This is a genomic window from Hyunsoonleella flava, from assembly GCF_004310325.1.
Lineage (GTDB): Bacteria > Bacteroidota > Bacteroidia > Flavobacteriales > Flavobacteriaceae > Jejuia > Jejuia flava.
Genome location: NZ_SIRT01000012.1, coordinates 13,514 through 28,807 on the forward strand (window position 1 = coordinate 13,514; position 15,294 = coordinate 28,807).

Annotated in this window: 8 protein-coding genes; 6 read left to right on the top strand and 2 right to left on the bottom strand. The window is 35.4% G+C overall.

Annotated features, from left to right (window positions below; translation table 11 throughout):
* Nucleotides 1-84 precede the first annotated feature (84 nt).
* Nucleotides 85-3,249, top strand: a complete 3,165-nt coding sequence (locus EYD45_RS12925; RefSeq protein ID WP_130964981.1) for a choice-of-anchor D domain-containing protein — start codon at nt 85-87, stop codon at nt 3,247-3,249.
* 98 nt (nt 3,250-3,347) lie between these two features.
* On the opposite strand, the gene EYD45_RS12930 is transcribed toward EYD45_RS12925, so the two are convergent.
* Entirely contained in the window at nt 3,348-4,616 is a 1,269-nt protein-coding gene (locus EYD45_RS12930; RefSeq protein WP_130964982.1) for a UDP-N-acetylmuramoyl-tripeptide--D-alanyl-D-alanine ligase, read from the bottom strand.
* A 72-nt stretch (nt 4,617-4,688) separates the two neighbouring features.
* Entirely contained in the window at nt 4,689-6,362 is a 1,674-nt protein-coding gene (gene gldJ, locus EYD45_RS12935; RefSeq protein ID WP_130965078.1) for a gliding motility lipoprotein GldJ, read from the bottom strand.
* Nucleotides 6,363-6,628: 266 nt separating this feature from the next.
* On the opposite strand from gldJ, the gene porU reads away from it, so the two are divergent.
* The 5 genes from porU (at nt 6,629) to EYD45_RS12960 (ending at nt 15,252) form a co-directional block, all read left to right on the top strand.
* Nucleotides 6,629-10,510 carry a type IX secretion system sortase PorU gene (gene porU, locus EYD45_RS12940; protein WP_130964983.1) on the top strand — a complete coding sequence of 1,294 codons (3,882 nt, stop codon included), beginning with the start codon at nt 6,629-6,631 and terminating at the stop codon, nt 10,508-10,510.
* A 93-nt stretch (nt 10,511-10,603) separates the two neighbouring features.
* Complete coding sequence (porV, locus tag EYD45_RS12945; RefSeq protein WP_130964984.1) at nt 10,604-11,845, top strand: type IX secretion system outer membrane channel protein PorV; 1,242 nt, start codon at nt 10,604-10,606, stop codon at nt 11,843-11,845.
* Nucleotides 11,846-11,943: 98 nt separating this feature from the next.
* Nucleotides 11,944-12,426, top strand: coding sequence for a cytidine deaminase (locus EYD45_RS12950; RefSeq protein ID WP_130964985.1), 483 nt, complete (start codon nt 11,944-11,946; stop codon nt 12,424-12,426).
* Between the two features lie 177 nt (nt 12,427-12,603).
* Entirely contained in the window at nt 12,604-13,602 is a 999-nt protein-coding gene (gene pdhA, locus EYD45_RS12955; protein ID WP_130964986.1) for a pyruvate dehydrogenase (acetyl-transferring) E1 component subunit alpha, read from the top strand.
* A 3-nt stretch (nt 13,603-13,605) separates the two neighbouring features.
* Nucleotides 13,606-15,252, top strand: coding sequence for a pyruvate dehydrogenase complex dihydrolipoamide acetyltransferase (locus EYD45_RS12960; RefSeq protein WP_130964987.1), 1,647 nt, complete (start codon nt 13,606-13,608; stop codon nt 15,250-15,252).
* The last annotated feature ends 42 nt before the right edge of the window (nt 15,253-15,294 follow it).

The window sequence follows — 15,294 nt, forward strand, 5'->3', positions numbered from 1 at the left end:
TACCTTAAAGAAAATCGATTAGGAGTCTGTTTTTTGTTCGCCTCTCAATTCACTTACTCTCAATTTTAAACTAATATTTTAAGTATGAAACGTATAATTGATTTATCGATACGTATTTTACTGTCTTTTACCTTTTTATTTTGTATAAATTCATGTAACATCGAAAAAGTACAAGATGAAAAATTAGTGGAAGAGGAAGTAATAAACCCTAATCTTGATCCAATAAATGTTTTAGTAGAGTTACCTGAAGATGTACCATTTAATGTGGATCAATTGACGGTTTCTTCCGCATTTTCCGAAGACAAACCCTTGACAAATGGAGAGGGTTTTATTCAAACGTTTAAAAATAGTACTTCAGAGCTAATCTTTGCCTCTAATCCAGAAGGAAACATAGTTCTACTAGCAAACACGAGTACAAAGAATACAAGTTTTGAAGTAAAGTTGAGTATTGAGTCGACTGCTATGACATTGATAATGATGCATCCGTGGACGTTTGATTTGTCTGACATTGCAAAGGCAGAAGCTCAATCTTTCATAAAGAACTTACCAGAATTTATTGAATTTACGGAAGCTATAAAAGGCTCAATTTTAACAGGAGAGTTTAGCCCCTTGCAGTCAGAAGAGGTTTTGAACGCGTTGATTAAAGTTCAAAACCTTGTAGCTAAAACAATAGAGAAGTATAAACAACCTTTATTTTTTAAAATAGAACCCCAGAAAGCTACAATCACAAACAAAGAAAGTAGTGCGGCCTACTCTGTTGGTTTATATGATGGTAATAACGAATATTTTGGACATAAACTTGCTGTTGGTATTGAGAAGCTTTATTATTTTTTTCCAGATTTTCAAAATTTTGCAATAGGGTCTACCTCCAATGAGAATTCAACGGTGAACTTTAACATACCAAGTGAAGGTAGATGGGTACTTAAGGCTAAAAGTGGGTTGTCCTTTGATGGGAGTTTAGAAAATCAGCAGGCTGCATATCATAATTCTTTGTTGGTGCTTCAAAATATACTTAGTATGTTTTCAGGTAAGTTAAAAGAGTTATTGTCGCAGGCTGCTAATTGTACTGTATCTTCAGGAGAATGGTTATATAAGTATGTATTTGGGACGTTAACTTTTGAAAATAGTATTAAAAAATATTCTAAAGGAGAGATTACAGAATACGAGTTACTTAAGGTTACTGTTAAACTAATGCAGCAAGGATATGAGAAATTGCTAAAAACTATAAAATCATGTTTCCCTAGTTCTGATGAAACTGTAAAAGAAATGCTGGATGGGTACTTCGTAAAACTTTTAAAATTATTTGATGCAACCTATAAATTAATCACAGCCTTTAATACGGGGGCAATGTTAGCGGATTGGAAACAGTTCAAATCTGAAATTGAATTATGTTTCATAAAGCAAGATGGTGAGATTATAGCATGTGAGGGTCTCCAATTTGAGGGACCTATAGATTTTGGAGAAGTGTTAGTTGGGCAAGTGGCTACAAAAGAAATTACAATAACTAATATTGATGAGTTTGAGGTGGAAGTTTTGGAGTTTAATTTACCTGAACGCTGTTATATTGAATTAGAAGATAAGGTTTTTCAAGTGGGTGAAAGCAAAAATGCAACAGTAACTTTTGAACCATTAAATGCCCAAGATTATTCTGGAAATATAAGGGCCATAGGTTTTCAAGGTCAAACCTTGGCAATTACAACAGTTTCGGCAATTGGAGTTGAAGGGTTTGAGTTACAAGGCGATTTAAATTTTGGTGAAGTTCCAATAAATGAATCAAAAACTAAATCGTTCACAATTAAAAATACCTTAAGTTCTGCTATGTCTGCTACAATTTCATTCCCTTTAGGTTTTGGAGACTCAGTACAAACAGGACTTGTTATTCAACCTAATGAAACAATTTCAGTAGACGTTGTATTTACACCCGAGTTGGCACAAGAATATTCAGGAAATATAATTGTAGACACTAATTTTGGACTTCAGACCCTAGGAGCTGCGGGAACAGGTGTATTGGCAGGGACTATGCAAATAACGGGCAATACAGATTTTGGTGAAGTAGTTATAGGCGATGATAATGCTGGTAATATATCGATAATTAATAATGGCCAAATTCCAATTAATGTATCGTCGATTGAATTTATTAACGTATTAGGAACGTTTGCCGCCGATGGCTTCTTAAGTGGGGTTATTAATGCTGGTGAATCAAAAACTGTACTTATTAAGTTTACACCTGCTGAAGTGCGCACTTATTCTGGCTTTTTGGTTGTAAACAACGACGTTGATCAAGGTAATAATACACATCCTGTTACTGGTGTGGGAATTGATAATGGCACTATTAATCTTTCAGGGAATATGAATTTTGGAGATGTAGTTATAAATGGTTCCAAAAGTCAAGATTTATTGATTACTAACAACAGTCAAACAGCAATGACAGTATCCTCATTAGAATTGCCAAATGGTTTTACTTCAGACTGGAATTCCGGAACAATTCAGCCCAATGGTTCGCAAAATATTTTGGTGACTTTTAGCCCTAACAATGTTCAGCAATATTCTGGTAGTTTGGTTGTAAATAATAATATTGACTCTGTTAATAATACCATAGCTATTAGCGGAAACGGTATTTCTCAATTGGCCTTATCAGGTGATCTCGAGTTTGGAGACATAGAAATCAATACCTCAGAGGGGAGAACATTAAAACTTATTAATAATGGTAATACTTTTATTAATGTGGCTTCTATTGATTTACCAGAGGGCTTTACGGCAGATTGGACATCTGGTGTTATTTTAGCCAATGCTTCTCAAGATGTTATTATAACTTTTAGTCCTACTGAAGTTAAAAGTTACTCAGGTGATGTTATAGTAAATAATGATGTTGATAATATTGATAACCACATGTCTATAAGCGGTAATGGTGTTATATTAGATTATGTATATCCCCTAAATGGGCTTTATGGGCCCAATGTATTAAACTTAGACAATACAAATACTAGTGCTGGCAACTTCTCAATGCATGCAATTATTCCTTCAGGTAAAGCATTAAAAGTGAAAGTTTCAGGAAGCTTTAGCTACGTTACAGGGCATTCTACTGATGGAGACTGGACTAGGGTGCAATCTGGTGGCGGATCTAACCTAATCGTTGAGTTTACCTCAACTAAGGACGGAAATGTAGATTTTCACCTTTTAATAAACCCCGCTGGTGTTACTATTGAAGTTTACGAAAATGGCGATACAACACCCACTTGGACGAGATAATATAAAATTAACCAACTCACCTTTTATGAGACATATTTATTAAAGACCTTGTATATGGGTGACGTTTCGAATTGATTTATTGAGAATAAAGAAACATCTTATAGAATTCTCTCCAAGGCCATTCCTCTGGAGCCTTTTATCAAAAGGGTTGATTTATACACTTTTGATAAATCAAATGTTTCATTAAATCTATGGAAATTTTTAAACTTTAAAGTTTTTTGAGTTTTTACTTTAGAACTAAAAAAGTTTTCGCCAACAAGAAATACTTCTTCAATATTTAACGAAGATGCTAAATCAGCTATGACTTGATGTTCAAATTCGGCATCTTCACCTAATTCAAACATATCACCTAAAATTGCAACTTTGTAGCCTTCTTGTTTTTCAAAATTGAGAAGTGCAGCCCTCATGCTTGTAGGATTTGCGTTATAAGCATCTAAAATAATTTTATTCGATCCTTTTTCTATGATCTGAGAGCGATTGTTTGAAGGCACATAGCCTTCTATTGCAGATGCAATGTTGCTATCGTTTATTTTAAAGTAATTGCCAATAGCTATAGCTACAGCTATGTTATTAAAATTATAATCTCCTATAAGTTGGCTATTAATCGTTTGGTTTCTATATTTTGAGGATACAAAAGGCTGAGCATTTATAAAATCTATAGATACATCAGCATTTGACTTACGATCACCAAAACTAAAAGTACGCGCATTTTGGGCTTTTTTAACCTGAATTGGATCATTCAGATTCAAAAAAATTGTTTTATCATGAGTAATCATATGCGAGAACATTTCGCTCTTTCCTTTTATAACACCTTCAACGCCACCAAAACCTTCTAGGTGAGCTTTACCATAGTTGGTTATTAACCCATAATCTGGGAAAGTAATATTGCATAAAAACTCAATTTCTTTTTGATGATTTGCTCCCATTTCCACAATGCCTATTTCGGTGTCTTTGGTCATTTTAAGCAAAGTTAGCGGTACGCCGATGTGGTTATTTAAATTGCCTTCGGTTGCACAGGTTTTATAATGTTTTGATAAAACAGCGTTTATAAGCTCTTTGGTTGTAGTTTTACCATTACTACCAGTTAATGCGATAATAGGCGTTTTGAGATATTTTCTATGGTATGTTGCAAGATTTTGAAGGGTTTCTAGAACATTTTTAACAAGTATAGTGTTGTCAGATTCAAATTCTTTTTCATCTATTACCGCGTATTTAGCACCTTTGTCTATTGCCTGTTGGGCATAGGTGTTGCCGTTGAAGTTATCGCCTTTTAATGCAAAAAAAAGGTCTCCCTTTTTTATTTTTCTGGTGTCTGTGCTGACTGAGTTACAGTGTAAAAAAAGGTTGTGCAGTGCTTCTATATTCATGAAATAAATGTAAAAAAAAAAGTCCTAATTTAGTATCAGGACTTTTTAATTTTTATCAGATAAGCATTAAACTTAAGCTTTCTTTTTGTTTTTCATTTTTGACTTAGAACCTACACGAGACATTGCACATCTAAAACCAATATAGTCAGTGGCCATATCCTGCGGGAAATAACGTCTTTGGGCTGGATCTAACCAGTACTCTCTATCTTTCCAAGAACCACCTTTATAAACTCTTACTTCATCGTTAATCATTGAAGTTCTACTGTTAGACTTGTCATATTCTCTAATCATGTTTCCTAAAGAATCTCTAGTGATGGTGTGTTTTGGAGAATTATACATTTTTCTGGTTTCAGAATCTGCATTAGCTTCCTCCTCATCTTCTTCACCAAAACTTTCAAAGTAGCGAGAAGAACGACGATCTCCATCTCTAAAGTTAATGTTGTTAGCTCTATCAAAGTTTGGTCTCAAGTAAGTTTCATTCTCATCAACTGGAATTTTTGCAATTTCTCCAGGTAAATTTCTGGCAACAATTCTTCCGTTTGATAGTGTATCGTAAATTATTTCATCAGATTCTATCACTTTTACAGTACCTTCCTCTGTTATTGCGTTTTTTGTGTAAACGTTACCTCTGTAGTAGTTAAAATCGTTAAACTCATCATCTACAATAGGTCTGTAAACATCAGCAACCCATTCTGCTACATTACCAGCCATATCATATAATCCGTAATCGTTTGGTTCATAAGACTTTACAGCGTTTGTTATGTCGGCACCATCATCACTCCATCCAGCTATTCCACCGTAGTCACCTTTACCTTGCTTAAAGTTTGCTAACTGATCTCCACGATATTTACGCTTTCCAGAACGTGTATATTGTCCGTCCCAAGGATATTTTTTACGACCACGATAAAGATTGTAACTTCTTAGTTCGCTTAAACCTAAAGCCGCATATTCCCATTCAGTTTCTGTTGGTAATCTGTACTTCGGACCAATAACACCGGTTTCCATTGATGCGTAAACGCCAGTTTCATTGCCATCTGCATCAACTCTTACGTTTCTGTTTCTCCTTCCGTCAGGATCACCATTATCGTAAGCACTTGGGTCTACTTTATATCTGTCAGTACTAAAATAATTGTCAGGATCTTGTTCAGCTACGTTTATATCACGATAACCAGATTTTTGTAAATTTAGCTCGTTAACGCGGTCTGTGCGCCAGTTAGAGTATTCCACGGCTTGAATCCAGCTAACACCAACAACTGGGTATTCAGCATAGGCAGGGTGTCTCAAGTAATTTTCAGTCATTACCTCGTTATACCCTAGTCTATTTCTCCAAACAAGAGTGTCCGGTAAAATACCGTTATATATGTTCTTATAAAGTTCATCATCAGGTGGATAAAGCTTCTTCATGTAGTCAAGATATTCAACATACATTAAGTTTGTAACTTCAGTTTCATCCATATAGAATGATTGTACGTGCTGCTGCGTAGGCGTGTTGTTCCAGTCGTGCATTACATCGTCTTGCACTCGACCTTTGGTAAACGTACCGCCTTCAATAAAAACTAAGCCTGGGGCAGTTTCTTGTTCTTTGAAGTTTGTATTGTATTGGAAACCACCGTCTCTTCCATTTATTTGCCATCCTGTCGCTCTTGAGCTGTTTTTTGAACTGGATGATTTTTTACAACTAAAAGCCGTAACCGAAAGAATTGCGATTAAGAATACTTTTAATATCGCTACATTTTTCATATTCATACGTTTAAGTAAGCTAAATTTTTGTTTTGGTGCTGCAATATAAGAATTAAACCTTACAGAACAAGCTATTTTTTGCATTTTGACGAAAAAATTATGTATTTCATCCTATTTTTGATGTATTACATCGATGATTTTGACACTTTTCGTCAAAACATCGCATAGAAATAACGTTACTTTTCACAAATTATTATTGTATTTTTGGGCTTAAGAAAAAAATTGTTGTTTTATTTGATAATAACTGTTACTTGCACACGTTATTTTAGCTCATGAAAGAGAAGATTTTAATTTTTTTACTGCTATTTTCTAGCCTTATTTTTGGACAAAAAAAAAGCTTTTCGATTGATTGGAATGGCACAACCAAACTCACTTTTGGGTCTAATAGTATAGAGCTGCCTTCCTTCAAGACAAAAAATTACAGTTACGATTTTGATGATGGCTTGCAGTTTATTGCCCAATGGGAAACTTCTAACGCTATCGATGAAATGTCAGCGACTTTAAGTAATGTAAATTATCAAAACATTTCTGAAGGAGAACTTCTAGATATTGATAAGTCGAAAATCCCGAGCAAACTCATTTACGCTTTAAGAAATTCAAAATCAAGGGATAAACAATTTGTTTATTTAGAGGTGTCTCCAATAATTAAAGATGAAACAGGAGCTTATAAAAAGCTTATGTCGTTTCAGGTCGAATACAGCCCTCAAAATAGAATTATGTCAAGTAGGTCAAAGACTTTCAGAAACTCCAAAGTAATCACTAATTCAGTATTGAACTCTGGAGATTGGTATAAGTTTTACATTGATACCACGGGGGTTTTTAAATTGTCAAAAGGGTTTTTACAAAGTTTAGGAGTTAATGTTAATGGTGTAGACCCCAGAACCATTAAGATTTATGGAAACGGAGGGCGAATGATACCCTATAGCAATGCTGAACCACAACCATTTGATGTTACTGAAAATGCCATAAAAGTTGTAGGGGAGCAGGATGGTGTTTTTGACAATGAAGATTATGTGCTTTTTTATGGAGAAGGGCCTAAGGAATACGACCAGGAAAGCAACACCAATATTAATTGTTATACTGATAAAACCTATTACTATGTAACGGTTGGTGGGGCCGCTGGGAAAAGAATTTCACCTTTTAATCAACCCCTTGGAGCGGTTGATTTAGTGGTAAATACTTATCAAGATTATCAATTTCATGAACGAGATATTCATAATATAGGAACTGTAGGAAGGCGCTGGTTTGGAGAACGCTTTAATATTGAAAATGAACAGGAGTTTTCCTTTAATTTTCCTGATATCATAACATCAGAGCCAATTAGGCTAAAAGTTCATGCTGCAGCTGTTTCTTCAAGTAATTCTTCTATGGAGATAAGTGTAAACGGTATTGGACTACAAAATTTAACTTTTGGCTCAACAAGTAATACTATAATTGGTTCAGAAAGCTTTTTCAATGGAAATGTAAATGTTTCTTCGGGAGATATTAAGGTAAAATTTAACTACAACAATCAGGGCAACCCCAGTGCACAAGCTTATTTAGATTATATATCCATTGAAGCTACAAGATCGTTAAAATTTGAAAACCGGCAGTTTAGGTTCAAAAGTAATGAGGTAGTTAATAATTCGGGAATTGCTGAGTATACGGTATCTAATGCATCAAGGCTCTCAGAAGTTTGGGATATTACAGATATTTATAATGTATCTAGCTTAGAAAACACAGATGAAGAAAACAGTTTTAGTTTCACATCAACTATGGGAGAAGCTCGGGTTTATATGGCATTATCTTCGTCAGATTATTTTGAGCCTAAATTTGATGCCACTAAAACTGTAAGAAATCAAAATATTAAAGGCACGATTTTCAATGATGCGAATGGAAGTTTTCAGGATATAGATTATCTTATAGTTGCTCCAAATAATATGTTGAACCAAGCTGAGCGCTTAGCACAAATTAACCGTAATCAGTATAATCTACATGCAAAAGTTATAGGCTTGGACGAGATTTATACAGAATTTAGCACAGGAAATCAAGACATCTCCGCCATACGTAATTTGGTAAAGTATATTTATGATAATGCAAGCAGCCCAGAAAAGCGAATTAAGTACCTATGCCTATTTGGAGATGGTTCATACGATTATAAAGATAGAATCCCGAATAATACCAACATAATGCCGTCATGGCACTCTTACAGTAGTTTGAATTTAACAAACTCTTTTGTTTCAGATGATTTTTTTGGAATGATGGATGATACCGAAGGGAGAATGACTAATAGTGATCGTTTAGATATAGCTGTGGGGCGCATTCTAGCAGATACACCTCAACGGGCAAGAGATTTGGTAGATAAAATAGAATCTTATTATACAAAAGAATCCCTGGGTAGATGGCGTAACAATTATGTAGTGGTTTCTGATGATGTAGATGAAGACTGGGAGGGTATTATCCAACAAACCACAGATAATATTGGCGATGAGGTTACTGATGAAAAACCATTTGTAAATGTTGTAAAGATACATACTGATGCTTTTCAACAGCAATCTTCTGCAGGTGGAGAAAGATATCCTGATGTTGTAGAAGAGTTTTCTAACGCGATTGATAATGGTGCTTTAGTTGTGAATTATTTTGGACATGGTGGAGAAGAAGGGCTGTCTCAAGAACGCATTTTGGACGTTCCAACCATTGATAACTTAAAGAACTTCTGTAAGCTAAATTGCTTTGTAACTGTAACTTGTGAGTTTACAAAGTTTGACAATCCGTTTAGAAAAACAGCTGGAGAATTTACGTATTGGAATAAGCAAGCAGGAGCAATAAGTTTGATAACGACCACAAGACAAGTATTTGTGAATTTTGGCATTTTATTCAATAATACTTTAGGGCAATATTTATTTTCATTTAATGATGATGATACTTTTGCAGATGATGAATATCCAACCATGGCTGAAGCGTTGCGATTAACTAAGAATGCCCCAAACATTGGTTTTGCTGCTCAAAGGCGATTGGTGTTTTATATTGGAGATCCTGCCATGAAATTAGCATTTCCAAAACCGAATATTCGTCTAACAGAAATTAACGATGTACCAATAGCGCAATCAACAGATACTTTAAAAGCATTAAGTAGAGTTAAGTTAGCAGGAGAAGTAACTGATGTAAATGGAAATCTTTTAAGTGATTATAATGGTGTTGTGTCCACCACGGTTTATGATAAGTTTATTGATAGGCAAACCCTAGCAAATGATAATACAAGAAATGGAGGAACTTTAGTAAAGTTGGATTTCAAAACACTTGGGGCTATCGTATTTAGAGGACAAGCTTCAGTGAAAAACGGTCAATTTGACTTAGACTTCATAGTGCCTAAAGATATTGGTGTTCCTGTTGGTTTAGGCAGAGTTAGTTTCTATGCCAAAAATGAACATTTATCCGAAAATCAGACGGGAGCCGATGTTGCAAACGTTAGAATTGGAGGTGTAAACGAAAATGCAGAAGAGGATAATGTAGGCCCCGTAATTACGCTTTATATGAACGATGAAAACTTTGTTTCAGGAGGAATTACAAATGAGTCTCCAACGTTGTTGGCAAAACTGGAAGATGCAAACGGCATTAATACAGCCAGTGGTATTGGTCATGATATTGTAGCAATAATTGATGGAGACGAAACAAATCCCTTTGTGTTGAATGATTACTATGAAACTGAAGTTGACGATTACCAAAAAGGAACAGTAAGTTTTCCATTTAGAAATCTAGAACCTGGATTGCACACATTAACACTTAAAGCTTGGGATGTTTACAATAATTCATCAACCTCTGAAATTCAATTTATTGTGTTTGATGAAGATCAAGAATTGGTAATAAACAATGTGCTAAACTACCCAAATCCGTTTGTAAATTACACAGAATTTTGGTTTAACCACAATAGTTCAGAACCTTTGGACGTTTCTATACAGATATTTACCGTTTCCGGGAAACTGGTAAGAACGCTAAATGGACAAACATCTGGAGGCATAAAAGCAACAAGTTCTTTGTCCAAAGATATTGTATGGGATGGAAGAGATGATTTTGGAGAAAAAATTGGAAAAGGTGTTTATATTTACAAGTTAACCGTAAAATCTAATCTGCTAAACAAGAAAGTAGAGAAAATTGAGAAACTTGTGATACTATAACTCATCTTGACTTTTATCCGTTTTTTAGGAAATAATAAAAGTCAAGATGAGTTATTCAATAAAAAATTATATTTGCAACTATAAAACTCAACTATGAAGAATAAACTAATAGCGTTATTTGCATTAGTATTTACGCTTAACTTAACCGCTCAAACTGTAATTATCCCAAATGAAAACGATTCTCGTGTAATTACAACTGGTGTTCCTTTTGTGCTCATCGCCCCAGATGCAAGGGCTGCCGCAATGGGTGATATGGGGGTTGCAACCTCAGTTGATGCCTTTTCGCAACAATGGAATTCATCTAAATATGTGTTTTCAGAAGCTAAATCTGGAATAGGAATTAGTTATACACCATACTTAAGTAAACTGGTAAACGATATCTTTTTAGGTAACGTAACTTATTTTAACAGAATAGACGAACGTAGCTCATTTGCAGCTAGTTTTAAATATTTCTCTTTAGGTGATATTGAATTTCGTGCAGATGAGTTTTCTGAGGCATTGATACAAAGACCTAATGAACTAACCATCGATGCATCTTATGCTTTAAGATTATCAGACCAATATGCAATGTCGGTTGCTATGCGATATTTGCGTTCTGATTTAAGATTAAATGTGGGGAATAACGATGCTTCTTCGGCCAATACTTTTGGGGTTGATATTTCTGGATATTACCAAAGTGAAGAACAGGCCTATAATGATTTCAATGGACGTTGGAGAGCGGGATTTGCTATTCAAAATATAGGACCAAAATTCAAGTACGATGATGGCGGTGTGGAAAACTTTCAGCCTACAACATTAAGATTAGGAGCAGGTTTCGATTTCATTTTTGATGATTACAATAAGGTAGCAGTTACTGCGGAAGTTGCAAAATTATTAGTGCCAACGCCTCCAATTTTAGGAGATGAATTTGGGTTTACAGATAACAATGGTAACGGAACTTATGAGGAAGATGTTGATGACCTGGATGCTAATCCAACAAGAGAAAATGTAATTTTCCAAGGACAATCACAGGATGTAAGTTTCTTATCGGGAATATTCCAGTCTTTTGGTGATGCCCCTGGAGGTTTTAGTGAAGAACTAAGAGAGTTTACATGGTCCTTAGGAGCAGAGTATATGTACCAAGATTCATTTGCATTTAGAGCAGGGTATTTTAATGAGGCAGAAGACAAAGGCGCGCGTAAATTTTTAGCCATCGGTGCCGGATTTAAATATAATGTAATTAATATAGATTTATCATATTTATTCTCAGCTTCAAGAGTGCAAAGTCCACTAGAAAATACACTACGTTTCTCTCTAACATTCAACATTGGAGATGGAGAATATTTAGAATATTAAAAGTACATCACCCTTAATACAGAAAAACTATTGTTCATTGGACAATAGTTTTTTTGTTTAGAATAGAATCGTATTTTTAGATAATTACAATTTATTAGATGGAGGAAATAAAAATTGAAACCAAATTTTTAGTTTTCGAAGATGAGCTTGAATTATCTGAGGACGTTAGAAAACTATTGAATTCGGCGAGAGATGCAAGACTGAAAGCTCATGCCCCATATTCAAATTTTACTGTAGGAGCTGCCATATTGTTAGATAACGACGAAATAGTAATTGGTAACAATCAAGAAAATGCATCGTATCCTTCGGGCTTATGTGCCGAACGTACAGCTATTTATTATGCTGGAGCAAAATACCCCAACTCAAAAATATTAAAAATAGCTATTGTAGCAGGGTCTTTGAAAGGAGAAACCTCTCAACCAATACCTCCCTGTGGTGCCTGCCGTCAAGCAATAGCTGAATACGAAGTCAATCAAAAACATCCTATCGAAATTTATTTTACCGGGACATCGGGGAAAATTTTAAAATCCAATTCTCTAGAAAATTTATTGCCTTTGATTTTTGACAAAAACCAACTTTAGGTAGTTTTAATTCTGAATACTTATTGGGATAGTTGTTTTTTGCATTTGAATCATTTAAAAATTACTGGCAAATCTGATTTTTTCATATTTTTTATACTTTCATTCCTAAAGGGTTTTTTCAATACCAATCAAAGTATTACTTTTGTATTTCGCTTAATTAACATATAAAATTCGTCGATGCAAAAAATCACAAAAGAGGTTTACCTCAAATGGTACGAAGACATGCTGTTTTGGAGAAAGTTTGAAGATAAACTTGCTGCAGTATACATTCAACAAAAGGTAAGAGGGTTTCTTCATTTGTATAACGGTCAAGAAGCTGTTTTGGCAGGAGCTTTACATGCAATGGATTTAACCAAGGACAAAATGATTACGGCATATCGTAATCATGTTCAGCCTATTGGCATGGGGGAAGACCCTAAACGTGTAATGGCTGAGTTATATGGAAAAGTAACAGGAACCTCAAAAGGTATGGGAGGCTCTATGCATATTTTTTCTAAAGAACATCGTTTTTATGGAGGTCATGGTATTGTTGGAGGGCAAATTCCATTAGGAGCAGGTATTGCCTTTGGTGATAAATATCATGGTAAGGATGCTGTTACTCTATGTTGTTTTGGTGATGGTGCTGCAAGACAAGGATCGCTTCATGAAACGTTTAACTTAGCAATGCTTTGGAATTTACCAGTAGTATTTGTTTGTGAAAATAATGGTTATGCTATGGGTACGTCTGTTGAGCGTACAGCGAATCATGATGATATATGGAAATTAGGCTTAGGCTATGAAATGCCTTCTGCTCCAGTTGATGGGATGAACCCCGTGAAAGTAGCTGAAGCTTTTGACGAAGCCATTCAACGTGCTAGAAAAGGTGGCGGACCAACATTTTTAGAATTGAAGACCTACCGTTACAGGGGGCATTCAATGAGCGATGCACAGCACTATAGAACTAAAGATGAAGTAGAAGAATATAAAAAGATTGATCCGATTACTCAGGTTAAGGATGTAATTCTTGAAAAGAAATATGCTTCAGAAGAAGATATAAAAGAAATTGATAAGCGCGTAAAAGCAAAAGTTGCTGAGTGCGAAAAATTTGCTGAAGAATCGCCATTCCCAGAAGTACAACAACTTTATGATATGGTTTACGAACAAGAAGATTATCCATTTATTCCACACAAATTATAAGATATGGCAATAGTTGTAAACATGCCGCGATTGAGCGACACAATGGAAGAAGGAACTGTCGCTACTTGGTTAAAAAAAGTAGGAGACAAAATAGAGGAAGGTGATATTTTAGCTGAAATTGAAACAGATAAAGCCACTATGGAATTTGAATCCTTCAATGAAGGTACTTTGCTTCATATTGGTGTGCAGGAAGGTGAAACTACTAAAGTAGATGAACTTTTAGCTATCATAGGAGATGAAGGTGAAGACATTTCGGACTTATTAAATGGTGGAGGAAATGCTTCTGCTGAGGAAGCTAAAGAAGAAAAAGAAGAGGAGACGTCAAGCAACGATTCGAGTTCGGATGCTCCTACTGCTGATGAATCAGCAACCGGATCTACTGAATTACCTGAAGGTGTCATAGTGGTAACTATGCCGAGGTTAAGTGATACTATGGAAGAAGGTACAGTTGCTACTTGGTTGAAAAAGGTAGGAGACACGGTTGAAGAAGGTGATATCCTAGCGGAAATAGAAACTGATAAAGCTACCATGGAATTTGAATCATTCCAATCAGGAACGTTATTGGAGATAGGTTTAAAAGAAGGAGAATCTGCAAAAGTAGATGAGCTTTTAGCTATTATAGGGCCTGCTGGAACTGACGTTTCAGGAGTAGCATCTAACTTTAGCGCAAGTGCTGCACCTGCCAAAAAAGAGGAAGCTCCTAAAGCAGAAACTAAGACGGAAACTCCGAAGTCATCTGCACCGGCTAAAACTGAAACAAAATCAAAAGCTCCTGCGCCAACACCAGTAACAGAAAACGGGCGTTTATATGTATCGCCTTTGGCTAAAAAGTTAGCTGAGGAAAAAGGTATTAACCTAACAAAGATTCAAGGTTCTGGTGAGAACGGACGCATTATAAAAAGAGATATTGAGAATTATGAACCTGCAGCTGGAGCAGCGGCAGTTGGTAAATTTGTGCCTTCAGGTCAAGAAGATTTTGATGAGGTGCCAAACTCTCAAATGCGTAAAGCCATTGCAAAATCATTAACGAAGTCTAAATTCTCTGCACCACATTATTATTTGGCAGTAGAGTTCGATATGGATAATGCCATTGCATTTAGAACGCAATTTAACTCTATCCCTGACACAAAAATATCATTTAATGATATTGTGGTGAAAGCCTGTGCGTTGGCATTAAAACAGCACCCGCAAGTAAACTCACAGTGGTTTGATGATAAAATGCGTTTGAATAATCATGTACATATTGGTGTAGCTGTAGCTGTTCCTGACGGATTGGTTGTACCTGTAGTACGTTTTGCAAACGAGCAAAGTTTACCACAAATTGGTGCTGAGGTCAAAGAATTAGCTGGAAAAGCTAGAAATAAAAAATTGACGCCAGATGAAATGTCTGGAAGCACCTTTACAGTATCTAATTTAGGAATGTTTGGTATTGACTATTTTACATCCATTATCAATCAGCCTAACTCTGCTATCTTATCTGTTGGAGCAATTGTTCAAAAACCAGTAGTGAAAAATGGGGAAATCGTCGTTGGAAACACGATGAAATTAACTTTAGCTTGTGACCACAGAACGGTTGACGGCGCAACTGGTGCACAATTCTTGCAAACTTTAAAAGGATATATTGAAAATCCTGTAACGATGTTGGTGTAACCAATTACCACGAAAGAAGTAATTTTGTGATAAAAATTAAAA

What these genes read in the sequence shown, in the direction of transcription:
- EYD45_RS12925 (WP_130964981.1), top strand. Translation starts at nt 85, where the DNA reads ATGAAACGTATAATTGATTTATCGATACGTATTTTACTGTCTTTTACC.
- EYD45_RS12930 (WP_130964982.1), bottom strand. Translation starts at nt 4,616, where the DNA reads ATGAATATAGAAGCACTGCACAACCTTTTTTTACACTGTAACTCAGTC.
- gldJ (WP_130965078.1), bottom strand. Translation starts at nt 6,362, where the DNA reads ATGAATATGAAAAATGTAGCGATATTAAAAGTATTCTTAATCGCAATT.
- porU (WP_130964983.1), top strand. Translation starts at nt 6,629, where the DNA reads ATGAAAGAGAAGATTTTAATTTTTTTACTGCTATTTTCTAGCCTTATT.
- porV (WP_130964984.1), top strand. Translation starts at nt 10,604, where the DNA reads ATGAAGAATAAACTAATAGCGTTATTTGCATTAGTATTTACGCTTAAC.
- EYD45_RS12950 (WP_130964985.1), top strand. Translation starts at nt 11,944, where the DNA reads ATGGAGGAAATAAAAATTGAAACCAAATTTTTAGTTTTCGAAGATGAG.
- pdhA (WP_130964986.1), top strand. Translation starts at nt 12,604, where the DNA reads ATGCAAAAAATCACAAAAGAGGTTTACCTCAAATGGTACGAAGACATG.
- EYD45_RS12960 (WP_130964987.1), top strand. Translation starts at nt 13,606, where the DNA reads ATGGCAATAGTTGTAAACATGCCGCGATTGAGCGACACAATGGAAGAA.